The following is a 22,632-nucleotide window of genomic DNA, read 5'->3' as shown; positions in this document are numbered from 1 at the left end:
AGGGCCGCTTGTCAGGATCCCTTGTTTCAAGATCCCTTGGCGGCCAGAACCAGATCGGCGGCGCGATCGCCCGACCGGACCGATCCCTCAATGGTTGCAGGCAATCCCGTAGCAGTCCAGTCGCCGGCGAGGAACAGGTTTTTCAGCGCGGTGACCGGCCCCGGGCGCAGGGCGTTCTGCGCAGGCGTCGCCGCAAATGTGGCACGGCGCTCGCGCACGATCTGCCAAGGAGGCAATGGAGGAGGCAGCTCTCCGGAGACACCGCCCGCCTTGCAGACATCATTCCAGATCGCCTGCGCGAGCTCTTCGCGCGGCATGTCGACGAGACGGTCGCCGTTGCTGATGGTCACCGAGAGCCGGTTCGGGAACGCGAACAGCCATTCCACGACGCCGCCGATCACGCCGAGAATCGGCGCCGAGCCCGGCGGCGGCTCAAAGCGGAAATGCGCGTTCACGATGGCGCGGAATTCGGTCGGTGTCTTCAGGCCCGGCAGCAGGTTAGCTGCCGCGCGCGGCGGCACCGCCATCACGATCATGTCACCCGCACCGAGCTGGATGACGTCCTCGCCGCCGAAATTCAGCGCGGTCACCTTGCCGTCGGCGCTTGCGAACGAACGCAGCTCATGACCGAGCTGAACGGTGTGGCCACGCTCCTGCAAGAACTTCACCGCCGGCTCGATGAGAACCGCGCTGAGGCCGTCGCGCGCGATCAGTGGACGGCAGGCCTGCCCGCCCGCAAGCAGCGTCTCGCGCACGATCGCGCCGGCGAGCCCGGCCGAGCCCTCGGGCGGATCGACGTTGAGCGCCGCCAGCAGCAGCGGCTGCACCAGGCGCTGATAGAGGATGCCTTCGGTCGGAATGGACTTGCCGACCAGCGTCTCCTCCGACGCCCAGATCAGCGGCGCCAGCTTGAGATAGTCAGTGAGGCCGGTGTCGGGCACGCGGCGGCCTTCGTCGAGCACCCAGGTCGGCCATCGGCCATCGCCGAGATCGATCTGCCAGCGCTGCCCGGTCTTGATGTCGACGAACGGAAATTGCGCGCTGTCAGGGCCGACGAGGCCCGCCTCTGTACCGATCGATCGCGCATAGGCGCGCGCGTGGCTGTTGCCCGACAGCAGCAGATGATTGCCGTTGTCGATGGTGAGGTTGGTGGCACCGTCGAAATAGGACCGGCAGCGGCCGCCGGCCTGGTGCGTCGCCTCGTGCACGGCGACCTTGAAGCCGGCATTGGCGAGCCGCACGGCGGCGGAGAGGCCGGAAATTCCAGCGCCGATGATGTGAGCTGTGTTTTGCATCAGATGAGAGCGTAACGGAGCAGGATCAGGATACGTGTGATCTTCGACACACGCACCGGCTCGCGCGGCGCGTTGAAACCGCGCGCGATCAGGAGGTCCAGAATGGAATGATAGTATTTCGACATGATCCGCGGTGCGCGCACGGCGCGGCGCTTGTTGCGGTTCATGATCTCGTCCGACTTCTCGAAATGCACCTTGGCGCGCTGCGCCAGCGGCAGGCAGACCTTCGGCAGCGCGCGCTCGGCGATCACGCGGTTCGGATCATTGGAGGTGATGCCGGCATGCAGCAGCGCCTCGCGCGGCAGATAGAGCCGGCCGAGGCCGGCATCCTCGTCGATGTCGCGCAGGATGTTGGTGAGCTGAAGCGCGCGGCCAAGATGGTGGGCGAGCAGGATGCCGTCTTCCTCAGGCATGCCGAACACCCGCACCGACAGCCGCCCCACGGCGCTGGCGACGCGATCGCAATAGAGATCGAGCGTCGCCATGTCGGGCGCGCGGATGTCCTGCGGCACGTCCATCTCCATGCCGTCGACGATGGCCAGGAAATCCTCGCGCTTGAGCCCGAAGGTCTTCACCGAGGCGACGTAGTCCTTCAGCCGCGGCGGCGGATTGCCCTGGTAGAGCGCGTCGATGTCGTTGCGCCATTGCTGGAGGGCGGCAAGCCGCTCGTCGCGCGGGCCGTCGGAATCGGCGATGTCGTCGACCTGACGGCAGAAGCTGTAGATCTGGAACATCGCTTCGCGCTGGTCGTGCGGCAGGATGCGCATCGCGGCATAGAACGAGCTGCCGGATGCGGTCGAGCCATAACTGGCGCCGGGCGTGGTCGCCTCAAGCGTCATGGGCAGTCCCCGGTCTGGATATGGCCTTGCGTCCGATCGCGCGGCGGCCGACTTCGCCGATGATTCCGGCGAGGCTGAAGGTGAGAAGCTCGAACTTGTTCAGGTGCACGCGCTCGCGCAAGGGATCGCGCACCTTGAGCAGGCGCACGATGCGGTCGGCATAGGCCTGGATGACGGAGACGTCGACGCCGAGGCGGAAATCCCGGATCTCTGCGCTCAACGACCTGCCCTGGTCGAGCAGCGCTTCGTTGCGCGCGGCGAGCGACTGCAGGCAGGCCAGCATCGCCGGCGGCGACTGCGCGAGCCCGAGCTGCTCGACCGAGGCACCGTGTGCTGCCAGCGCATCGCGCGGCAGGTAGACGCGGTTGAGCTCGCGGAAATCCTTGCCGCAATCCTGCAGGTGATTGTTGATCTGCAGCCCTGCGCAGAGCGCATCCGATGCGGTCCAGGTTGAGGTACTCTCGCCATGGACGTCGAGCATGAAGCGTCCGACCGGCATCGCCGAATAGCGGCAATAGTGGATCACCTCGTCCCAGGTCTCGTAGCGCAGCTTGGTCACGTCCATGCGGAACGCGATGAGCACGTCGAGCGCGTGGCGCGGCGCCATGCCGCGCTCGGCCAGCGCACGGCGCAGCGTGACGGCCTCGGCCTGGGTGTCGCCCTTGCCGAGCAGTTCCGCCTCGAGCAGGTCGAGATAAGCGAGCTTCCGGTCGGGCGGCAGCGTGGCGTGGTCGGCGATGTCGTCGGCGGTGCGGACGAAATTGTAATAGGCCAGGATCAGGGCGCGATGACGCGGATGAATGATCCAGGACGCGACGGGAAAATTCTCGTCGCGGTCACCCTTGCCGGATCGCAATTCGCTCGCTGAGGTCATCGAGGGCTGGTTAACAATCGTTTGGACAGGAAGGGCTTTTTCGCTCGCACGGGCTCATGCCGCCGCGGCCCCCATATAGGGGAATACGGCCGCAAAACCAATCCTGTCTGTCGATGGCCGCCCTTTGCGGATCTGGCCCGAAAAGGCGGCCCCGGGGCCGCCTTGGGTGGGCCAATGGCCGAGCTTACTGGTTGTGGTTCTTCAGGACCTGGTCGCAGCCCTGGGAGATCTTGGCCCGGTTCTCCTTCAGGCAGGCCAGGATAGTGAAATCGCCCTGGTCGATGACCGGACGGCAGAACTTCTGCACATCGCGCGTGCAGGCCTTCTGCTCGGCGTCCGTGCCGCGCCCTGCCTGAGCGAATGCCGCCGTCGAAAGGGATGCCGACAGCAGGGTGAGAGCGACGAGAAGCTTACGCATTGTATTCCTTCATTCTGACGGCAGAATCGCACCGATCCCGGACAGCACTGGGCGGACGACCGGAACGGATTGTTCTGATGGCAAGTCGCCGCGGGGTAGCGGCCTCAGAGAAGGCACAAGCACTGGTAAATGCGGCCAAATTGGCGCCACACCCACCAAATCAGGGCTTCCCTGCGCCTTCATTGGCAGATGTAAGGGGTTGATACTACGTCATAATTCAGGCAGGGCGCATTTTACTGCACGGCTGTTGCAGTGCTGCATCTCTCCGCCCCGCCCTTTCGGCCGGAAACGCGCCGAAACACGGCCAATCGCTTGGGTCCAGCCCCTCGCCGGCGCCCGGTGAACCACCATCTCTGGTCCTGGCGCGTTGAACCTGACACAGGCTCGGAACACTAAACCTTCGATGTGGCGAGACGTCCTTAATCCTCGACGGACGTCGTTCCAAAACGGGATATTTGCGATGAATTTCTTTGGGCGATCTGGACTGGCAATCACTGCGGCCGGCGTTGGCGCTGCGCTGCTCTTCTCGGTTTCGGCGAGCCATGCACAGTCGTCCGGACCGTTTGCCGGCTTCGACGGCGCGTGGACCGGCACCGGCACGGTCTCGCTGTCCGATGGCTCCACCGAGCGCATCCGCTGCAAGGCCGACTACAAGGTCGCCGGCAGCGGTCTCAACCTCAAGCAGGCCCTGCACTGCGCATCCGACAGCTACAAGTTCGACCTCACCAGCGACGTGACGAGCCAGGGCGACCGCATCTCCGGCAATTGGAGCGAGGCGAGCCGCAACATCTTCGGCAATCTCCAGGGTACCGCCGGCGGCGGCCAGATCGAAGTGTTCGTCGAGGCCAACGGCTTCGCCGCCAATCTGTCGCTGCGCACCAACGGCACCAAGCAGACGGTGCAGATCTCCTCCAAGGGCGAGATCCGCGGCGTCAACATCACGATGACGAAGGGCTGATTGCCCTTCTGGGCCGATGAGGAACACGCCCCCGGGTCTCGCGAGCCGGGGGCTTTTTGCTGACATGAACCTGATACGCAGACACCTGCTCGAAGCCATCGAGCTCTTCGCCGCCAGTCGTCGGCCATCACCTCGTCGGCTTGCCGGGAGGTCCATGTCGCGAAGCGCGCCGGATCAGTCCTTGCGCGCGACGCATTCGCACCGGCATCGGAAATAGACCGCGTCCGGATCGCGTCCCCAGGCCTCCCATCCCGCAAGCGCAGTCCGAATCTCATCGTCCGTCGCGAGCCCCTTGCCCACGAGTTGCGGTCCGAGGCCGAGCAGGCTCCGCCGCGCATCGGCAACGGCATCGCTGCGGCTCGCGGCATCGGCGCTGTGGTTGACGTAGCTTGCACCGGCCCAGACTGGCGTAAAGTTGTTGGTGCGGAGAATGGCGCCCTGCCGACGGCCGAAGCGCAACGCCTCCGCATCGTCATGCTCGTACCAGCGCTGCCAGAGATCGAGCGCGAGGCATACGCCGTCGAGCTCAGGGTGGAGCACATTGCCGCCGACATCGGCATCGCGGGTTGCGACGAGGCCGCCCGGCTTCAGCACGCGTCGGGCCTCCGCCAGCGTTCGCGTCAGCATCGCCTCGCTCTGATGGTACAGCACCGCGTGAAAGAACACGGCATCGAACGTCTCATCCTCGAATGGAAGGGCGGTCAGGTCGGCTTCGACAAAGGTGACGTTGGTGAGACCAGTCCTCGCGGCAAGCTGATTGGCTGCTGCGATTGCCTTGGGCTCGATATCGACGCCGACGGCCGTTCCGACAATGCCTGCGAGCGCCGCGGTGATGGTCCCGGGTCCGCAACCGGCGTCGAGCAGGATCATGTCCGACGTCAGAAATGGGACAAAAAAGGCGGCTGAATCGCCGCCGCGCTTCTGTTGAAACGCCACGATGGAGCTGTCGTGCCGCATTGGCTGCATCCTCGCCCCGGAACTCCGGCGCAGTCGTTCAGACTGCGCCGATTCCATGTCCGGTGGATGAAGCCGCTCAGATCGCCGGCTTGTCCGGACCCTGCAGCTTGCCGTGCAGGTTGATCAGCCACATCGCGGTCGGCCGCAGGATGAAGAGGTCGGCGACGAGCGCCATGACCATCGAGAAGGCGCTGAGCCAGCCGAACAGCCTGAGCGACGGCAGGTCGGAGAACACGGTGACGACGAGGCCGCAGGCCAGCACCACCGTGGTCAGGATCAGCGCCGGTCCAACCAGCACGGTCGCCCGCTCCACCGCGAGCGCCGAGCCGACGCCCGGCTTGCTCTCGAGCCTCAGGCGATTGAGGAAGTGGATGGTGGCGCTCAGTCCCAGACCGAACGAGACGGTGAGCGCGACGACGCTGGCGAATTGCAGCCCCTCGCCCATCGCCCACAGCACCGTTCCTGACATCACCACCGGGAAGATGCCCGGCAGGATGCAGGCGAACATCACGACCCAGGAGCGGAAGGCAAGGCCGATGAAGATCGCGACCAGCGCGAATTCGACGGTGAGACCGCGGTTCAGCTTCTCGATCATGCTGGCCGAGTTGCGCGCGGCAATGGCGGCAAGACCGGTCACCGCGACCTCGTAGCCGGGATGCTTCTTGCGGACGACGTCGAGCTCGGAATCGAGCTTGTCGACGATCGGCAGGAGCTGGCTGGAATCCTTGTCCGGCACGCGACCCGCGACCACGACGGCATCCTGCTCGGCGTCGATGAAACGCCGCACCAGATGCTCGGGAATGACGCTGACATATTCCTTCAGCGTCGCGACGTCGGCGCTGCCGGCCTTTTCCGCGAGCCAGCGGCGCAGGGTCTCGAGCGACCAGACGTTGCCGACGCCGGCCGCCTTTTCCACGGTCGCGTGCACGTCGGCAATGGTCTGGAGCGTCTCCGGCGAATAGAGCGATTCACCCTTGGGGAACGCGATCAGCACGTTGACGGGGTTGGCGCCGGTCAGCTTGGCGTCGAGCCGATCGCTGGCGGCGACCGCCTGGCGCTTGTCCGGCACCTGGTCGGCGAGCCGGTAGCGCGGCTCCAGATTGGCGTAGATGACGCCGAGGCCGCCGACGAACAGCACCGCGATCAGGCTGAACAGGCCGGGCCGGCCGACCATGCGCACCGCGATCCAGTAGCAGAAATTGCGCAGCGCCTGGACGCCGGCATCGGCGCCCTGGAACTTGACCGCGAAGACCTTCTCGTTGCGCACGAACAGCACGCCGAACACGGGCACCAGCGACAGCACCGCGACCAGCGCGATGATGGTGGCGGCAAGGCCCGCCTCGCCGAACTTGCGGATCAGGTCGGAGTTGGAGAACTGCAGCGCGATGAAGGAAATGCCGGCGGTGCCGTGCGTCAGCACGCAGGCCGGTCCCACCACCAGCACGGCGTTCTTGAAGGCGGTGAACTTGTCCTGGCCGGCGATCAGCCGGTCGCGCGCGGCGAAGGTCAGCTGCATCGAGTCCGAGAAGCTGATGACCATGATGAGCGGCGTCATCACGTTCAGGAACATGTTGAGGTTGAAATTGGCCCAGCCGAGCGCGCCGAGCGCCAGCAGGATCGCGATCATCGGCGGGAACGCCGCCGCGATCATGAAGGAGATCTTGCGGAAGAAGATGATGGCGATGATACAGCCGGCGAGGATGCCGAGGATGTTGTAGGTGAGCCCGTCGCGCTCGACCGCGTTGCGGATTTCGAGCTGCATCACCGGCACGCCGGAGAGCTGCACGTTGAGCCCGGTGTCGCTGAGATCCTCCTTCATCAGCGCGCGGATGTCGCCGACGGTCTTGGTCAGCTTGCTGGAGGCGACCACTTCGGGATCGAGCGAAAGCACGATCAACGCCAGCGTGCCGTCCTCCGACAACAGCTTGCCGCGAATGATCTCGTTGTTCTTGACGGTCTCGATGAACTTGTCATAGGCCGCGCCCTCGGGCAGTTCGGCCGGGAACAACGCCGCCGGCAGCTTGCCCGGCGCCGGCGCCTGGCGCGCCGAGAACAGCGAGACGAGGCCGCGCGTGCCTTCGACCAGCTGCATGTCGGTGACGAAGTCGCGCAGCTTCTCGAGGTTGTTCCGCGCCAGCAGGGTCTTGCCCTCGACCACGACCAGGACGTCGAATTCCTCGGCCGGGAACTTCTTCGTCACCTCTTCATACTGCTTGAATTCGCGGGTTTCGGAACGGAACAGCTGCGACAGCGAATCGTCGATCTTGATTCGGTAGATGCCGAACACGGCGCCGACGATCAGGGCGAGCAGGACGATGCAGGAGACGATCGGGGCCCGGACGGCGATCAGCCCGATGCGCTCCAGCCCGAAGGCGATGGAGGACGCAGGTCCCTGCTCGACCTTGTCGACATGAACCTTACTCTCGCTGTGCTTTTCGAGCATGCCTTGTCCAGTTCCTAAATCGGCTCGGTCTTGTGAGCTTATTGCGCCCCGCGAACGGCTTGAAAACGCCATACCAATGGGAGGCTTGCCCCTTGAAAATGCGCGGAAAATCGCCGGCAGCGGTTTAGCAGGTCAAAAGGCCTTTTCGCAAGCGCACGGAGGGCGGCCGAATCGATCAAGATGCGGCGATTTTGCCGGAATGCCCGTCATTCGGGCAGAGCTGTGCCAATTCGGCGCGGCGCTCGGTCCGCGCTCTCGTCCTTCAGGGCCACGCCGGTGACCTCCCTAGCCAGGCCCTCGCGGATGATCCAGGCGATCTTGAAGGCGGCCTCATCATGGCTCAACCCGGCCTTGTGGATGTTCGACACGCAATTGCGCTCGGCATCGGTGCGACCCGGCTTCGGCGCGAAGGTCAGATAGGCGCCGAGACTGTCGGGCGCGGACAGGCCGGGCCGTTCGCCGATCAGCATCACGACCATGCGCGCGCCGAGAATCGCGCCGATCTCGTCGCCAAGCGCGACACGCGCGCCTGAGGCGACGACGACATGGCCGAGTGCGACAGCATCGTCACCTGCGAGCAGCGGCAGCAGGCGCGCCACCAGCGCCACCGCATGGGCGTGGACCGCCGCCGCCGAGAGGCCGTCGCCTATCACGAGCGCGATCTGGCATGGCCCGGTGACTCCTCGCGCGAGAGCTTCGGCGGAAGCTGGATCGAGCTGTCGCCCGAGATCGGGCCGCCGCAGATAGTCCCTGCGGTCGACGGCCTGGCTCCGCGCCTCGCTGACGGCAAGACCAAGCGCGCCGAGATCGGCGACGAGACGCGGCGCATCGAAGGCCGCATGCACGGCATCGCGGGCGCGGGCATGGTCCAGCGTGAAATCGAGCAGTGCCGTGGTCGGCAGGCTTGCGCCGCAGCGACCCAGCGCGACGCGCGCGGGCGTGAACGACCTGAGGTCGAGGGTCGGACGAGCCGGAACGGATCTGTCACTCATTCGGCGGGAACGGCGGCCTCGCGCAGCCGGATTGAATAGTTCGAGGCGTTCTGCTTGCCGCTGGAGGCCGCGCGCGCAAAGGTGATGAGGTGATGCGCGATCGTGGCGCAGCCGATCAGGCCTTCGAGATCGCCGCGCTTGATGCGTCCCAGCGCAAACTTCCAGAACACGCGCTTGTAGTCACCGAGCACACCGACCTTCCAGAAGATGTTGCGCAGCATGATGAGGCCGCGCCTGATGTTGGGCCAGGTCTTCATCTCATCCGGCACCGGCACATCGAGACGGTGCACATAGACGTGGTCGCATTGATGCTGATAGCGCGCGTAGACCTTCTCGGGCTCGTAAGCGACCGCCATGGCGTGCTTCCAGGATGCGATGACCTCATCATAGGGCAGCAGGAAGTCGACGTTGGAATCACGCGCGTCGTCCTCGACCAGGCGCCCCTCGCGCTCCAGACGGTCCCATAGCGGCGTCTTCGGCAGCGCCTGAAGCAGGTTGATGGTGAGCAGCGGGATCCGGGATTCCTCGACGAAAGCGAGCAGCGCCTCCGAGGTGTTCGGCTTGTCGGTGTCGAGCCCCATGATGATCCCCGACACGACCTCCATGCCGTAGGAGTTGATGGTGCGCACGCCCTCCAGGATCGGGACCATCATGTTGTGGTCCTTGTGCATCGCATGCAATGCATCCGGATCCGGCGTCTCGATGCCGCAGAAGATGGTGATGAAAAAGGCCTCGCGCATCTTCTCGAGGATCTCGGGCCGCTTGGCGATGTTGAGCGTCGCTTCGCAGGCGAGCCGCACCATGTAGCCGGTCTTCTTCTGCCATTCGATCAGGTGCGGCAGCAGATCCATCGCCGCCTTGCGGTTGCCGATGAAATTGTCGTCGACGAAATAGACCGTGTCGGTCATGCCGCATTCGCGCAAGCGGTCGAGCTCGGCAATGATCTGCTCCGGCGTCTTGATGCGCGGGTTGCGGCCGTAGAGGCCGGGGATGTCGCAGAACTCGCACTGATAGGGACAGCCGCTGGAATACTGGATGCTGCCGAGGAAGTATTTCTTCACGTCGGCAAGCTCGTAGGCCGGGATCGGAAACTCCGTCATCGGCACGCGGTCCTTGGTGGTGAGGACCACCTGTTCGTCAGGACGCGAGGTATCGCGCGACAAAATCTCGATCAGCTGGTTGGTGGCATCGCCGAGCTCGCCGACATGGAGATAGTCGAACGACGGGTAGTAGTCAGGACAGGCGCTGACGGAGGGACCGCCGAGCGCGACCGGCAGATCGAACTCATGGGCGCGGCGGCAGATGTCGTTCATCTGCTGGCGCTGGATGTGCATGCCGCTGACGAAGACAACTTCCGCCCATTCGAACTCTTCCCTGGTCGTGCGGCGGAGGTTCTCGTCGACGAATTTGACCTGCCACTCCTCAGGCAGATAGGCCGCGAGCAGCAAGAGCCCCTGCGGCGGCATGAAGGCGCGGACACCGTCGGTCAGGGGGTAGGAATGCTCGAACGTACCGAACGAGGACGTGTAGCGCGGAAATACGCAGAGAATCCGCCGGGACGTACCGTTGCTTTCAGCTCGCATCTAAGCTCCCCCGCCACGCTCGACCTGGTTGCGGAAATTGCCAGCCAGACACATAGCGTAATGCCGCCGGCGGAATTTCTCAATATTGTGGCATGAGCATAATTCCGAGGGGGGCCAATGGTTTCCTGGAGGCCGCGGGGACCTCCGGCCGCGTCACGCGATCAGCCGCGAGGCGAAATCGGGCAGCAGCGCTGCATCGCCGACCAGGCGGAAATCGGCGCCCGCAATGCCCGACTGCACCAGCCAGGCGTCGAATTCCGGCGCGCGGCGCAAGGCGAAGACGTCGCGGACATAGAGCGCGTCGTGAAAAGACGTCGACTGGTAGTTCAGCATGACGTCGTCGGCGCCGGGCACGCCCATGATGAAGGTGACGCCGGCAGCCGCAAGCAGCGTCAGCAGATTGTCCATGTCGTCCTGGTCCGCCTCGGCATGGTTGGTGTAGCAGATGTCGATCCCGAGCGGCAGGCCGAGCAGCTTGCCGCAAAAATGATCCTCCAGGCCCGCCCGGATGATCTCCTTGCCGTCGTAGAGATATTCCGGGCCGATGAAGCCGACGACGCTGTTGACCAGGAGCGGCGCAAAGGCGCGCGCGACCGCGTAGGCACGGGCCTCGCAGGTCTGCTGGTCGACGCCGTGATGGGCGCCCGCCGACAGCGCGGAGCCCTGGCCCGTCTCGAAATACATCACATTCTGGCCGACCGTGCCGCGCTTCTGCGACAGGCCGGCCTCCTGCCCTTCTTTCAGCAAAGCGAGGTCGATGCCAAAACTGCGGTTGGCGGCCTCGGTGCCGGCGACCGACTGGAAGACGAGATCGACCGGCACGCCCTGCCCGATCAGCGACAGCGTCGTCGTGACATGGGTCAGCACGCAAGCTTGCGTCGGAATCTTCAGGCGCGCGATGATCTCGTCGAGCAGCCGCAGCAACTGGGCGATGACGGCGGGATCGTCGCTGGCCGGGTTGATGCCGATGCAGGCATCGCCGGCCCCCAGCAGGATGCCGTCGAGGATCGAGGCGGTGATGCCCCTGGCATCGTCGAACGGATGGTTCGGCTGCAGCCGCGTGCTCATCCGCCCCCTCAGGCCGATGGTGTTGCGGAAGGCTGTGGTGACCTCGCATTTCCGCGCCGCAAGGATCAGGTCCTGGTTGCGCATCAGTTTTGACACGGCGGCCGCCATCTCCGGGGTGACGCCGGGTGCCAGCTTGCGCAGGATGTCGGGCGTTGCAGCATCGGACAGCAGCCAGTCGCGGAAGGCCCCCACGGTCAGCGATGCCACCGGCGCAAAGGCTCTTGCGTCATGGCTGTCGATGACGAGGCGGGTGACCTCGTCGGTCTCATAGGCAATGACGGCTTCCTGCAGGAACTGCCCGAGCGGGACATCGGCCAGCGCCATCCGCGCCGCGATCATCTGCTCGGAGCTGGCAGCGGCAATTCCGGCCAGCCGGTCTCCGGAGCGCGGCGGGGTCGCCTTGGCGAGCAGGTCGCGCAGATCAGGGAAGGTGTAGGTCGTGGCGTCGATGCTATGGCGGTAGACCAAGGGCCTCTCCGGGGTTCGTCGGCCAACGGCCGACTCCAGGACTATCCTGAAACTCTACCTTGGGATCAAGACGCTGAAATATCTTACTTTCTTTCGACCAGGGACGAAGGGAGCCAACAGCCGCGTTAACGCCGCGTCCATCTTCGTTCCGCATAGTTTTGCATCAATTTCGCACGACCGCGCTCACCGGCCGCTTCAGGCCATTCCGGGCCCCTGACCACCATGACATCCGACCGATCTGGGAATGCCGCCGCCCCGGCAGGCCGCTTTACGCTTGCCACCAAGCTCTACGCGATCTTCGCGCTGTTTGCGCTGCTGACGGCGGCGATCGCGATGCTGTCCGACTACAACAGTCGCCGCGGCGCCGACCTGACCATCGCGATCGAGACGGCGAATGCGGCCGCGCTGAACGTCGAGCGCGTCAACTCGCTGGTCTATGCGGTGGTGATGGAATCGCGCGGCGTCTACATGTCGACTGAGCCGGCCGTGGTGAAGAAATACGGCGAGGGCCTGCTCAAGTTCAACGCCCAGATCCTCGACGTCGTGAAGCGCTGGGAGACCATCGTCAAGGCCGACGATGCCGAGCAGTTCGCGACCTTCAAGAAGCGCATCGAGCAGTTCGTCGAGTTCCGCAAGGAGCTGGTGCGCCGCGGCGTCGAGATCAACGCGGCTGCGGGCCGCGAATGGGGCGACAACGACGCCAACCGCGCAGTGCGCTCGGCGCTGAACAAGGATCTCGAGGCGCTGTCCAAGGTCTATGCCGAGCGCGCCAGGCAGATCGCCCAGCAAACCGAGACCAACCGCACCCTGTCCTTCGTCCTGACCTGCCTCGGCGGCGTGGCGCTGGCGCTGGTCGTGATCGGCATCGTCATCATCGCCCGCTCGATCGCCCGGCCGCTCGTCGCGATCACCGCGACCATCAAGCAAGTCGCCGACGGCGCCGACGACGTCGTGGTGCCGCACTCCAACCGTGCCGACGAGATCGGCGCGCTCGCCCGCGCGATCCAGGTGTTCCAGGACGCGATGGGGCGCAACCGCAACCTCGCCTCGCAGGTCTCGCAGGACTCCGCCGCGCGCGAGGCGCGCGCCCGCCATATCGAGCAATCCGTCGAGGCATTCCGCGAGGCGATCGGCGCGATCATGCGCGGCCTCAGCGACAACGCCGCCGTCATGCGCGAGACCGCGCAGACCATCACCCGCGTCACCGCGGATGCGAGCAGCCGCGCCGGCACGGCGGCGAACGCCACCGAGCAGGCCTCGCACAACGTCACGGCGGTCGCGGGCGCGGCCGAGGAGCTGTCGGCCTCGGTCGAGGAGATCGGCCGCCAGGTGCGGCAGAGCGCCGGCGCGGTCGAGCAGACCGGCCAGCGCACCGAGAAATCGATCGCGGAGATCGAGAGCCTTGCGGCCGCCACCCAGCGCATCGACGGCGTGCTCAGCCTGATCCAGGCGATCGCCGAGCAGACCAACCTGCTCGCGCTCAACGCCACCATCGAGGCCGCGCGGGCCGGCGATGCCGGCCGCGGCTTTGCCGTCGTCGCGCATGAAGTGAAGGCGCTGGCGGGGCAGACCGCGAAAGCGACCGCCGACATCAGCGAGAATGTCGCGATGATCCAGGCCTCCACCCGCAACGCGGTCGATGCCGTGCGCGAGATCGGCGGCGCGGTGCGCGAGATCAACGAGGTCACGTCTGCCATTGCCGGTGCCGTCGGCCAACAGGACCAGGCCACGCGCGAGATCTCGTCCAACGCGCAATCAGCCGCGCAGGGGAACGAGACCCTGGTCGCCAACATCACCTCGCTGCGCGACGCCATCGGCGAGACCGACACGGCGGCTTCGTCCGTGCTGACGGCGGCGAGCAGCCTGACCAAGACGGCGGAGACGCTGTCGCGGGAGGTGGAGACGTTCTTCCAGAACCTGCGTTCGGGGGCGGCGGACGGTCGTATCGCCAGGGCGGGATGACGGCCGCGTCACACGCCGCCGCCAACGCATCGCCGGAACTTCCCGCCGGTCCCGTTCACGGCGGCAGCCGGGCTGCTGCCTGCTCGACGATTTCGGTACTGGACAGGGATCGACGGGACCGCGCGAAGACGAAGCGGGATGTCGTCGGGATTTCCGCTTCGGCTCTGCCGTCCTGCCCGATCAGGATCAATCCGGCTCCGCCATTTGCCACATTCAGAATAATCGGCTCGCCACTCCACGTCTTGATCGGCTCCATTGCGATGATGAGAAACTCACCCACCGGCTGGTCAAGATATTGGATGCGCAATTGCGGCCCGACCTCTGCCGCAACGAGTTCAAAGCCGAACTCCCGAGCGCGCGCGTAAACGTCGGCCAAGGTCGTCGCGTCGGACGTAAACCCAAGCTGGGCCGGCGATACGACCACAAGCTCCACGTCGGTCTTTTGAGAGCTGACGGTGAATGCCGGTCGAGCGAGGATTTCAGCGGCCTGCCCACCGACATTGCAGCCCATTCCATGCAGCTCGTTGCGCAGCCTGATCGGGTCAGCGAAGCCGCCGATTGCAATCGTCTTCCATGTCGCAACATCGCTGGCCGACTTGATGGGCTGTCGGGACGCTTGCGCAGAATGTATCTTGAACGTCAGCTGGTTCTGCAGAACGTTGCGGAGCGCACATTGGGCCGACGCGGTGCTTGCAAATGGAACGAGGCAAGCTGCACATGACAAGGAAACCATGAGGCCGCGGCTCAATCGTCTTGCATTCAAATGATCGTTGCCTGCCCTGCAATTGGCTCGGCTTGTCCGAATAGACATGGCGAAATCGCTTTTTCGATAGCACTTGGCAAAGAAGCCCGCCTCCAGGTCGATGGAAAGCACGGAGGGGAATGACGTCCATGAACATTGCCCGGCCACGCTGAAATGCGTTCGACGGCGGGCTCAAGGTATTCAAATATTGCAATTTCCAAATGGCAGGCGGCAGTTCTCAAGCTGATCACCCGCCTCATCAGACCTAACGGGAATGATGACGTTAAAGGATAGCACCGAGGTCACATCGGCTCAACAGCACGATGCACACTCAGTTCGTGGAGTCCGCCGCGGGTAAACTCGGGATTGGCAGACTCGCCGATCATGATACGATCGCTAATATTGAAATGCCGTCGTCAGGCAACAAGGCGATAAGGCAGTAACCATGTCATTCCGCTTCCCCTGGTCCGCATCCGGGATCGACAAGTTCGCCACGAAAAATGCCGACCTGCTGATCCTGGTCGGACGCATCCTGCTTGCCTGGGTCTTCGTCGGCAGCGCGTACGGCGCGCTTACCAACTTCAGCGGCTCAGTCGGCTATTTCCGGTCGCTGAACGTTCCCGCGCCCGTGCTGTTCACAACCTTCACCGTCGCGCTGGAAATAGTGATGTCGGCTTGTCTGATCCTCGGCATTGGCACGCGCTACTGCGCAATCGTGATGTTCCTGTTCGTACTCTCGGCGACTGCAATCGGACATCGCTACTGGGAATATCCCGCCGGAGCGCAACAGATCGGGCAGTACAATCATTTCCTGAAGAACATCACGATCATGGGCGGCGCTCTGTTGATCTTCGTCACCGGAGCGGGCCGGTTCTCCCTCGATCGGAGACTGGCACGCTAGCAGCGTTTTTCGTTTCAATCTCGCCCTGAACTTGCTCTTCCTGAACTTGCTGGAGTCGCAGCGCAAATGTCTTCGCCACTCGCAGAGCTGCGAGTGCGTCAGGCAACACGATGTAGCCTTGAAGGAAGGACGTTACCGCATCACTTCGCCCTCAGCCTGAAAGCAGCCTCGAGCAGATGGCCGAGGCGTTTCGAGAGAGGCTTCAAGCGCTCGCCCATGATCCCGAAGAGAAGCATCAGCCACGTCGCCAGCGCGGCGCACCACAACACGCTTTCCAATGTCTCGGGCATAAGGCCCCCTTTAAAACAATTACTTGAAATACAGGCAGTGTTGCCGAACGGAACCGGCGCGGCAAGCCCTCCAAAAAGTGGCAAGTCGCCAAAACACTCGGAACAGCCGCCGCGATGAAGTGCTCGCCAAGACCCCGGCGACGGGGTGCGCGCCGCCGAGGCGGTGAACCAGCGGCAGCCGGCTACCACTTTCAGCCAGCCATCACTCCGTCGCGCCGGATCAGCTCCTTGCCCAAGGCCGCCAGGTGCACCTGGTCCGGTCCGTCGCCGATGCGGATGAAGCGGGCATAGACATAGGCGCGCGCGAGGAACGTGTCCTGCGAGACGCCGGCGGCGCCGTGGATCTGGATGGCGCGGTCGATCACGCGGGCGGCCATGCTGGGGACCACGATCTTGGCGGCCGCGATCAGGTCGCGCGCGTCCTTGTTGCCTTCACGGTCCATCTTATCGGCCGCTTGCAGGGTGAGGAGCCGTGCCTGCGCGATCTCGCAGAAGGAGTTTGCGATGTCCTCACGCACCGAGCCCTGCTCGGCGAGCGGCTTGCCGAAGGCGACGCGCGAGACCGATCGCCGGCACATCAATTCCAGCGCGCGCTGGGCGCAGCCGATCAGGCGCATGCAATGGTGGATGCGGCCGGGCCCTAGCCTCCCCTGCGCGATCTCGAAGCCGCGGCCTTCGCCGAGCAGGATGTTCTCTGCGGGCACACGGACGTTGTCGTAGACGATCTCGGGATGGCCGACCGGGGCATCATCGTAACCATAGGTGAGCATGTCGCGGACGATGCGCACGCCGGGCGTATTCTTGGGCACCAGGATCATGGATTGCTGGCGATGGCGGTCGGGATGATCGGGCGCGGTCTTGCCCATCACGATCAGGATCTCGCAATCCTCGTTCATCGCGCCTGACGTGAACCACTTTCGCCCGTTGATGACGTAATCGCTGCCGTCGCGCTTGATCTCGCACTGGATGTTGGTGGCGTCGCTGGAGGCGACCTGCGGCTCCGTCATCGAGAAGCCGGAGCGGATGCGCCCTTCCAGCAGCGGCGTCAGCCAGCGCTCCTGCTGCGCCTTCGTGCCGTAGTTCGCGAGCACCTCCATGTTGCCGACATCGGGCGCCGAGCAGTTGAAGATTTCGGGTGCCCAGAGGATGCGGCCCATGATCTCCTTCACGGGCGCGTATTCGAGGTTCGTCAGGCCGGTGTTACTAAGGTCTTGGCCGTGCCCACCGGAGAGAAACAGGTTCCAGAGCCCCTGCTCGCGCGCGAGCCGCTTCAGGTCCTGCAAGACGGCAGGCGTCCTGTAACGCGTGGCCTCCGGCTTCACCTGCTCGTAATAGAGCTCCTCGACCGGCTCGACATGCGTGCGCATGAACTGGCGCACGCGCCCCTGCAGCTCCAGCGAACGCGCGGAGTGTTGAAAATCCATTTTAATCCTCCCGCTCGCCGACCTTCGCGTCAGTCTCGTAGGGTGGGCAAAGCGAAGCGTGCCCACGCTCCTGTTTCCATAGTGAGCAGGTGGTGGGCACGGCGCAAGTGCGCCTTTGCCCACCCTACGATTCCGAGTTCGCGGAGAGAGCCCTGCCCGTCACGTCCCGCGCAGCAATTCGCTCGCCACGACCCAGTCGTTGCCGTCGAACTGGAGCATGTAGCCGTCCTTGATCGGGCGGAAATCCTGCGGCGTGGTGTTCAGCGTGATGCCGGGCATCAACAGCGACAGCGGCACGTTCTTCAGGTTCGCCGCCTGCGCCATGATGTTCTCGCGCGTCAGATTGTCCTTGCACTGCCTCAGCAGCACCACTAGCGCCTCGGCAACGGTGTAGCCGTAGAGGCCGGCGACGTTGTTGATGTCGGCGTTGGGCAGGCGCTTCTTCATGAAGTCGATATAGGCCGTCATCGCCGGATCGTCCTTCGGCACCTCGACGAACGGCTTGAGCGCGCCGAGCGACAGCACGCCCTTGCCGGCCTCAAGGCCGGCCGGCGCCATCACGGTCGCCTTGTTGGCACAGCCGCTGGCGAGGAAGCGCGTCGGCTGCCAGCCGACCTCGTGCGCCTTGCGGATCGCCTGCGCGCAGGCGCGCGGCGTCACCGAGTAGATCATGAAGACGTCGGCCTTGGTGTTGGCGAGGGTCAGCACCTGGGAATCGACTGTGGGATCGGCGACCTCGAAGCTCGAGGCCATCGCGATCGCCTTGTCCGCATCGGCACCCAGCGCTTCCTTGACACCGCGAAGATATTCCTTGCCGGCATCGTCGTTCTGGTAGAGCACCGCAAAGCGCGCATTCGGATTCTTGGCGCGGGCATAGGCGACGTCGATCGCGGCCTCGCTGGTGTAGTTCGGCGCCCAGGGCAGCGCCATCGACCAGGGCATGTTGGCGGGATCGTTCCACTTCGACGCCGAGCTGATCAAAAAGAGCTGCGGCACCTTGTTGCTGTTGAGATACTTTGCGATCGCCGAGCTCGGCGCGGTGCCCATGGTGGCGAAGATGAAGGCGACGCCGTCGCCCTCGACGAGGCGCCGCGCGGCCTCCATGGTCTTAGGCGGCGAGAAGGCGTCATCCAGCGAGATCAGATTGAGCTTGCGGCCACCAATCCCGCCCTTGTCATTGACCTCGTCGAAATAGGCGGAGATCACCCGGCCGGTGATGCTGAGCGGCGAGGCCGGCCCGCTATACGGCATGGTGTTGCCGATCTTGATCTCGGTGTCGCTGACGCCGGGACCGTAGGATTTTTGCGCAGGTGCAGGCGTGGACAGGCAGGCGGCAGCCAAAGCTGCGGCCAGGGCCAAAGCGGCTCTCATGGTGTCTCCCCGATGATTATCGCCGCGCGGCGAAGCGGCCATGCTGCGCGCTGCTTTTGTCAGCGCGCCAGATCAGCGGAGTTCCGCAAGATGGTCTTGCGTCGAGTTGCTGGTGGCGCAGCCCGATTTGATGCTAGCGAAGTGCCTTGTGAGGACGCGAGATCAGGCCCGCGGCTTCCATGAACAACAAGGAGCCTCCATGAGCCAGACGCGACGTGTGCTCTCCGCGCAGATCGCCCACGAGACCAACACTTTCTCGATCGTTCCGACCACGCTCGATGATTATCGCAAGCGGCTGTTTCTCCTGGGAGCCGAGATCGCCCCCGCGCTCGGCGCCACCAAGATGGAGATCGCCGGACATCTGGCTGCAGCCAAACGCTACGGCTGGACCCTGGTGCAGCCGATTGCAGCCTCGGCCACGCCGTCCGGCAAGGTGACGGCCGACTGCTGGGCCGAACTGCAACGCCTGGTCTACGAGGCCTGCGAGACGGGACCGCTCGACGGCGTCATCCTCGCATTGCACGGCGCGATGGTGACCGAGACCGACGAGGATGCCGAGGGTGCGCTGCTGGAAGGATTGCGCAAGCGGCTCGGCGAGGCGATCCCGATCGCGGTGACGCTCGACCTGCATGCCAACGTCACCGAACGCATGGGCCGGCTGGCCGACATCATGCTGCCCTACCGGACCTATCCGCATATCGACCAATACGAGACGGCACTCCGCGCGGCCGATTTGTTGCAATCGGCGATGGACGGCAAGATCCGACCGAAGGTCGTCCACCTGCAAGGACCGCTGCTCGACGGATGCAATCACGGACGAACCCAGGGCGGCGTGATGAGCGATCTCTTGGCGCGCGCTGCGGACATGGAGGCACAAACGCCCGGCCTGTTGTCGGTCGACGTCTGCGCGGGCTTCAGCCGCTCGGACATTGCCGAGGTCGGCCCCAGCGTGCAGGTGACCTACGATGCCTCGCACAACGCCGCCGAGACGGCGGCGCGGCAGGCTGCGGCCACGCTCTACGACGAGATCTACCGTCGCCGCGCCGAGGTCACCGTCGCGGTGTATGACCTGCCGACCGCGACCAGGCTTGCCGCGGAGGCCGCAGCCGATGTCGCCGATACCCGTCCTTTTGTCATTTCCGACTACAGCGACAACCCGGGTTCAGGCGCCTATGGCGACGGCGTCCGCCTGTTGGAGGCGCTGCTGGAGGCCAGCGTCAAAGGCGTGCTCCTCGGCGTCCTCGGCGATCCCGAAGCCGCCGCCCGCTGTCATGCCGCGGGTCTCGGGGCCAGCCTCGACGTCGTTGTCGGCGCCAAGCGCGATCCCGCAAGCTACGGGCCGCCACTCACGCTGGCCGGACGCGTCGCCGCGCTGTCGGATGGTGCCTTCGTCTGCGAGGGACCGATGAATGCCGGTCAGCCCATGACGCTCGGCCCCTCCGCCCTGCTCGAGGTGAACGGCATCTCGATCGCCCTGTCGACCAACACGCTGCAAACCTATGATCAGGAAATGTTCCGAATTCTCGGTGCGGAGCCGGCGCAGTTTCGGGTGGTCGCAGTCAAGTCCGCCCACCACTTCCGCGCCGCTTTCGGGCCGATGGCCAAGGAGGTGATCCTGGCCGACAGCGGCGGCCTTGCCACGAATGACTACACGACCCTCACCTATCGCAGGGTCCGCCGCCCGATCTGGCCGCTCGACGAGATGCCGCTGGATTGATCTGCCAAAGCATCATCCGGCAAGGCCATGCGCAAACATCACCTGAAGCGCGATGACGATTCATCCAAATCTGGTCGCGCTTCAGTGCCGCGCACTACGCCGGAGGTTTCAGCCGCGCCGCTTGAGGCTGAAGCCGAGGCTGATCCAGCCGGCACCGGCCATGATCAGGTCGATGCCGAGGAACAGGCCGAGGATGTAGACGCTGTTCACCGGCCAGCGTGCCACGATCAGGAGCCCGAGCAGCAGCGTGATGACGGCCGACAGCGCCACCCACACCCAGGGGCTCTCCCGCTTCATGCTGAAGGCGAGAAACAGCCTGACGGCGCCCGAGGCGATCAGCGAGGCGCCGAGAAACAGCGTCAGCAGGACGGCCGCGAACAGCGGATTCTCGAAGGTCAGGAATCCCGCGACAACGTAGAGCACGCCGAGCAAGGCCCAGATCAGGAACTTGCCCCAGCTTTTGAGCTGGAATGCACCGATGATCTCCGTCACACCGGCGACGATCATCATCGCGCCGACCACAATCACGCTCGCCACCGTCGCCATCACCATGCTGCTGAGCGCGACAAAGCCCGCGATGAGATAGACGACGCCGAGCGCGACGATCCAGCCCCATTTGGCATGCAGCGCCGCGATGCCGGAGCCGAGACTTGGGTGATGAGACGTGTCAGAAGCACTGGTCATGGCGGCCACTCCTGCATGCGAAGCCCGGGGGCACACGCCAGAATAGCACGCACCGTGCCGGGACGACAGTCAGGAGAGCACCGTTCCCGGCAACAACATTGACGCAAATCAAGGTCGAATGCCGCGCATCAGCCGCGCGAGCGCTCCATCTCGAATTCGGCCTTGAGATTGTCGAGATCGCGATAAATTGAAGCGACCGCAAGCACGTGTCCGCCCTTGCTGTACTTCAGCAGGCAGTCCTTGCCGGAAATGCTGCCGTCGATGGCGACGGCGTCGAAGCTCTCGGCGTGACCGACATAGTTGATCGGGACGTCGTAATGCTGGGACCAGAAGAACGGCACGGCGTCGAAGCGTTCGCGCCTGCCGAGCATGTTGCGCGCCGCGGTCTGGCCCTGGCGCTCCGCCACCACCCAATGCTCGACGCGGATGGTATGCCGCGAATGCGGATCAGGCCAGCGCGCGATGTCGCCGGCGGCGAAGATGCCGGCGATGCTGGTTTCGAGATATTCAGTCACGCTGACGCCGCGATCGGCGGCAAGGCCCGCCTGCTCGGCCAGCGCAATGCGCGGTCTGACGCCGATGCCGACCACGACCAGGTCTGCCTCGATGACGGCGCCGCTCTTCAGCGTGGCGCGGGTGCCGTCGAGCCTCTCCACCGTGTCCTCGAGGTGGAAGTTGACGCCGTTCTCTTCATGCAGCGTGCGAATGAAGTCGCCCATCTCGGACCCGAGCACCTTCTGCATCGGTCGCTCCTCCGGCGCAACCACGTGCACGTCGAGCTTGCGCGTCCGCAAGGACGCCGCAACTTCCAGGCCGATGAAGCTGGCGCCGATCACCAGCGCGCGCTTCGCGCTACCGGCGGCCTTGATGATGGCGCGGCTGTCGGCGACGGACCGCAAGGTGTGGACGTGCGGCTGCTCCGCACCCGGGATCTGCAGCTTCACCGGCTCGGCGCCGGTCGCGAGCAGCAGCCGGTCGAACCGCAGGCTGTCGCCATTGCCGAGGGTCACGCTGCGGGTCTTTGGATCGATCGCCGCAACGTTCGTGCTGAGCCTGAGATCGATGCCGGCGCTCTGATAGTAGTCCTCGCCCCGCAGCGGCAGCCAATCCTCCGGCGCGTTGCCGGCGAGGTAGTCCTTGGAGAGATTAGGACGGTCGACCGGCATCGCGCCGTCATTGCTGAGCATGGTGATGGCGCCGGCAAAGCCTTCGCGCCGGAGCGTCTCGGCCGCGGCGAAGCCGGCGGCGCCGCCGCCGACGATGACGAATCTTTCGGGTGTCGGCACACTGCGTGCCGAGGGCTTCGGCGCCTCACGCTTGCGCTGAACCCGAATCCTGTCCTGGTCCTGCGTGATCTCCCACACCGCCAGCGCATTCAATGCCGGCGGACGGGTGGCCTCGCCCGACCGCAGGGAGAAGCAGGCGTGGTGCCAGGGGCAGCGGATGGTGTCGCCGACCACGAGGCCCTCGGCAAGCGGGCCGTGGTAGTGGCTGCAGGCGGGCTCGATTGCAAAAATCTCGCCGCCGGCCTGCACCAGCAGGACGTCTTCGCTCCCGACATGGCCGAGCAGCTTGCCGTCCTTGAAGTCGGCGAGCGATACGCCCTTGGTCAGATCCGGCCCGCTCGGCGTCTTGTCCTCGCTCAT

The 22,632-nt window shown here is 64.9% G+C and carries 19 protein-coding genes; 4 read left to right on the top strand and 15 right to left on the bottom strand.

What is annotated here, in order from left to right:
• Positions 1 to 26 precede the first annotated feature (26 nt).
• The 4 genes from hpnE to GGD63_RS08690 form a co-directional block, all read right to left on the bottom strand.
• On the bottom strand, positions 27 to 1,295 hold the full coding sequence (hpnE, locus tag GGD63_RS08705; protein ID WP_183240878.1) for a hydroxysqualene dehydroxylase HpnE: 1,269 nt from the start codon (positions 1,293 to 1,295) through the stop codon (positions 27 to 29).
• A complete protein-coding gene (gene hpnD, locus GGD63_RS08700) occupies positions 1,295 to 2,134 on the bottom strand; it encodes a presqualene diphosphate synthase HpnD (RefSeq protein WP_183240876.1) in 840 nt (279 codons plus the stop codon). Before hpnD ends, hpnE begins: the two co-directional genes overlap by 1 nt.
• Complete coding sequence (gene hpnC, locus GGD63_RS08695) at positions 2,124 to 3,008, bottom strand: squalene synthase HpnC (RefSeq protein ID WP_183240874.1); 885 nt, start codon at positions 3,006 to 3,008, stop codon at positions 2,124 to 2,126. The genes hpnD and hpnC overlap by 11 nt, the downstream gene beginning before the upstream one ends.
• 184 nt (positions 3,009 to 3,192) lie before the next feature.
• Positions 3,193 to 3,426 (bottom strand): hypothetical protein, encoded by a 234-nt coding sequence (locus GGD63_RS08690; protein ID WP_183240873.1) that lies wholly within the window; start codon positions 3,424 to 3,426, stop codon positions 3,193 to 3,195.
• 460 nt (positions 3,427 to 3,886) lie between these two features.
• Here GGD63_RS08690 and GGD63_RS08685 point away from each other — a divergent pair, with 460 nt between their 5' ends.
• Positions 3,887 to 4,384 carry a hypothetical protein gene (locus GGD63_RS08685; RefSeq protein WP_183240871.1) on the top strand — a complete coding sequence of 166 codons (498 nt, stop codon included), beginning with the start codon at positions 3,887 to 3,889 and terminating at the stop codon, positions 4,382 to 4,384.
• A 174-nt stretch (positions 4,385 to 4,558) separates the two neighbouring features.
• Here the strand turns inward: GGD63_RS08685 and GGD63_RS08680 are convergent, their stop codons facing one another.
• The 5 genes from GGD63_RS08680 to GGD63_RS08660 all read right to left on the bottom strand — a co-directional run bounded on the left by GGD63_RS08680 (position 4,559) and on the right by GGD63_RS08660 (position 11,895).
• The gene (locus tag GGD63_RS08680) at positions 4,559 to 5,341 is read right to left on the bottom strand and encodes a class I SAM-dependent methyltransferase (protein ID WP_183240870.1); all 783 of its coding nucleotides are present in this window, start codon (positions 5,339 to 5,341) and stop codon (positions 4,559 to 4,561) included.
• Positions 5,342 to 5,417: 76 nt separating this feature from the next.
• Entirely contained in the window at positions 5,418 to 7,784 is a 2,367-nt protein-coding gene (locus tag GGD63_RS08675) for an RND family transporter (RefSeq protein ID WP_183240868.1), read from the bottom strand.
• Positions 7,785 to 7,990: 206 nt separating this feature from the next.
• The gene (gene eutC, locus GGD63_RS08670) at positions 7,991 to 8,776 is read right to left on the bottom strand and encodes an ethanolamine ammonia-lyase subunit EutC (RefSeq protein WP_183240866.1); all 786 of its coding nucleotides are present in this window, start codon (positions 8,774 to 8,776) and stop codon (positions 7,991 to 7,993) included.
• A complete protein-coding gene (locus tag GGD63_RS08665) occupies positions 8,773 to 10,359 on the bottom strand; it encodes a B12-binding domain-containing radical SAM protein (protein WP_183240865.1) in 1,587 nt (528 codons plus the stop codon). The genes eutC and GGD63_RS08665 overlap by 4 nt, the downstream gene beginning before the upstream one ends.
• A 153-nt stretch (positions 10,360 to 10,512) precedes the next feature.
• Positions 10,513 to 11,895: an ethanolamine ammonia-lyase subunit EutB gene (locus GGD63_RS08660; RefSeq protein ID WP_183240863.1), complete on the bottom strand. Its 1,383-nt coding sequence runs from the start codon at positions 11,893 to 11,895 to the stop codon at positions 10,513 to 10,515.
• 222 nt (positions 11,896 to 12,117) lie between these two features.
• Between GGD63_RS08660 and GGD63_RS08655 the strand changes: the two genes are divergently transcribed.
• A complete protein-coding gene (locus tag GGD63_RS08655) occupies positions 12,118 to 13,857 on the top strand; it encodes a methyl-accepting chemotaxis protein (RefSeq protein ID WP_183240861.1) in 1,740 nt (579 codons plus the stop codon).
• Positions 13,858 to 13,912: 55 nt separating this feature from the next.
• On the opposite strand, the gene GGD63_RS08650 is transcribed toward GGD63_RS08655, so the two are convergent.
• On the bottom strand, positions 13,913 to 14,731 hold the full coding sequence (locus tag GGD63_RS08650) for a hypothetical protein (protein ID WP_312013108.1): 819 nt from the start codon (positions 14,729 to 14,731) through the stop codon (positions 13,913 to 13,915).
• Positions 14,732 to 15,044: 313 nt separating this feature from the next.
• Between GGD63_RS08650 and GGD63_RS08645 the strand changes: the two genes are divergently transcribed.
• A complete protein-coding gene (locus tag GGD63_RS08645; RefSeq protein ID WP_183240859.1) occupies positions 15,045 to 15,500 on the top strand; it encodes a DoxX family protein in 456 nt (151 codons plus the stop codon).
• Positions 15,501 to 15,640: 140 nt separating this feature from the next.
• Here GGD63_RS08645 and GGD63_RS08640 read toward each other — a convergent pair whose 3' ends face one another.
• The 3 genes from GGD63_RS08640 to GGD63_RS08630 all read right to left on the bottom strand — a co-directional run bounded on the left by GGD63_RS08640 (position 15,641) and on the right by GGD63_RS08630 (position 18,585).
• Entirely contained in the window at positions 15,641 to 15,790 is a 150-nt protein-coding gene (locus GGD63_RS08640) for a hypothetical protein (protein WP_183240857.1), read from the bottom strand.
• Positions 15,791 to 15,981: 191 nt separating this feature from the next.
• Positions 15,982 to 17,214, bottom strand: a complete 1,233-nt coding sequence (locus GGD63_RS08635) for an acyl-CoA dehydrogenase family protein (protein ID WP_183240855.1) — start codon at positions 17,212 to 17,214, stop codon at positions 15,982 to 15,984.
• 159 nt (positions 17,215 to 17,373) lie between these two features.
• Positions 17,374 to 18,585 carry an ABC transporter substrate-binding protein gene (locus GGD63_RS08630; RefSeq protein WP_183240853.1) on the bottom strand — a complete coding sequence of 404 codons (1,212 nt, stop codon included), beginning with the start codon at positions 18,583 to 18,585 and terminating at the stop codon, positions 17,374 to 17,376.
• A gap of 199 nt (positions 18,586 to 18,784) precedes the next feature.
• Between GGD63_RS08630 and GGD63_RS08625 the strand changes: the two genes are divergently transcribed.
• Complete coding sequence (locus GGD63_RS08625; RefSeq protein WP_183240852.1) at positions 18,785 to 20,302, top strand: M81 family metallopeptidase; 1,518 nt, start codon at positions 18,785 to 18,787, stop codon at positions 20,300 to 20,302.
• A 108-nt stretch (positions 20,303 to 20,410) separates the two neighbouring features.
• Here the strand turns inward: GGD63_RS08625 and GGD63_RS08620 are convergent, their stop codons facing one another.
• Entirely contained in the window at positions 20,411 to 20,986 is a 576-nt protein-coding gene (locus tag GGD63_RS08620) for an HdeD family acid-resistance protein (RefSeq protein ID WP_183240850.1), read from the bottom strand.
• 128 nt (positions 20,987 to 21,114) lie between these two features.
• Entirely contained in the window at positions 21,115 to 22,632 is a 1,518-nt protein-coding gene (locus tag GGD63_RS08615; protein WP_183240848.1) for an FAD-dependent oxidoreductase, read from the bottom strand.

Source organism: Bradyrhizobium sp. cir1 (genome assembly GCF_014198245.1).
Classification (GTDB): Bacteria; Pseudomonadota; Alphaproteobacteria; order Rhizobiales; family Xanthobacteraceae; genus Bradyrhizobium.
Note: the sequence above shows the minus strand (reverse complement) of the source record. Positions and strands in the feature narration are given on the sequence as shown.

Bases quoted from the DNA above. Each gene is read 5' to 3' on its own strand.
- hpnE (WP_183240878.1), bottom strand. From the start codon at position 1,295: ATGCAAAACACAGCTCACATCATCGGCGCTGGAATTTCCGGCCTCTCC.
- hpnD (WP_183240876.1), bottom strand. From the start codon at position 2,134: ATGACGCTTGAGGCGACCACGCCCGGCGCCAGTTATGGCTCGACCGCA.
- hpnC (WP_183240874.1), bottom strand. From the start codon at position 3,008: ATGACCTCAGCGAGCGAATTGCGATCCGGCAAGGGTGACCGCGACGAG.
- GGD63_RS08690 (WP_183240873.1), bottom strand. From the start codon at position 3,426: ATGCGTAAGCTTCTCGTCGCTCTCACCCTGCTGTCGGCATCCCTTTCG.
- GGD63_RS08685 (WP_183240871.1), top strand. From the start codon at position 3,887: ATGAATTTCTTTGGGCGATCTGGACTGGCAATCACTGCGGCCGGCGTT.
- GGD63_RS08680 (WP_183240870.1), bottom strand. From the start codon at position 5,341: ATGCGGCACGACAGCTCCATCGTGGCGTTTCAACAGAAGCGCGGCGGC.
- GGD63_RS08675 (WP_183240868.1), bottom strand. From the start codon at position 7,784: ATGCTCGAAAAGCACAGCGAGAGTAAGGTTCATGTCGACAAGGTCGAG.
- eutC (WP_183240866.1), bottom strand. From the start codon at position 8,776: ATGAGTGACAGATCCGTTCCGGCTCGTCCGACCCTCGACCTCAGGTCG.
- GGD63_RS08665 (WP_183240865.1), bottom strand. From the start codon at position 10,359: ATGCGAGCTGAAAGCAACGGTACGTCCCGGCGGATTCTCTGCGTATTT.
- GGD63_RS08655 (WP_183240861.1), top strand. From the start codon at position 12,118: ATGACATCCGACCGATCTGGGAATGCCGCCGCCCCGGCAGGCCGCTTT.
- GGD63_RS08645 (WP_183240859.1), top strand. From the start codon at position 15,045: ATGTCATTCCGCTTCCCCTGGTCCGCATCCGGGATCGACAAGTTCGCC.
- GGD63_RS08640 (WP_183240857.1), bottom strand. From the start codon at position 15,790: ATGCCCGAGACATTGGAAAGCGTGTTGTGGTGCGCCGCGCTGGCGACG.
- GGD63_RS08635 (WP_183240855.1), bottom strand. From the start codon at position 17,214: ATGGATTTTCAACACTCCGCGCGTTCGCTGGAGCTGCAGGGGCGCGTG.
- GGD63_RS08630 (WP_183240853.1), bottom strand. From the start codon at position 18,585: ATGAGAGCCGCTTTGGCCCTGGCCGCAGCTTTGGCTGCCGCCTGCCTG.
- GGD63_RS08625 (WP_183240852.1), top strand. From the start codon at position 18,785: ATGAGCCAGACGCGACGTGTGCTCTCCGCGCAGATCGCCCACGAGACC.
- GGD63_RS08620 (WP_183240850.1), bottom strand. From the start codon at position 20,986: ATGACCAGTGCTTCTGACACGTCTCATCACCCAAGTCTCGGCTCCGGC.
- GGD63_RS08615 (WP_183240848.1), bottom strand. From the start codon at position 22,632: ATGAGCGAGGACAAGACGCCGAGCGGGCCGGATCTGACCAAGGGCGTA.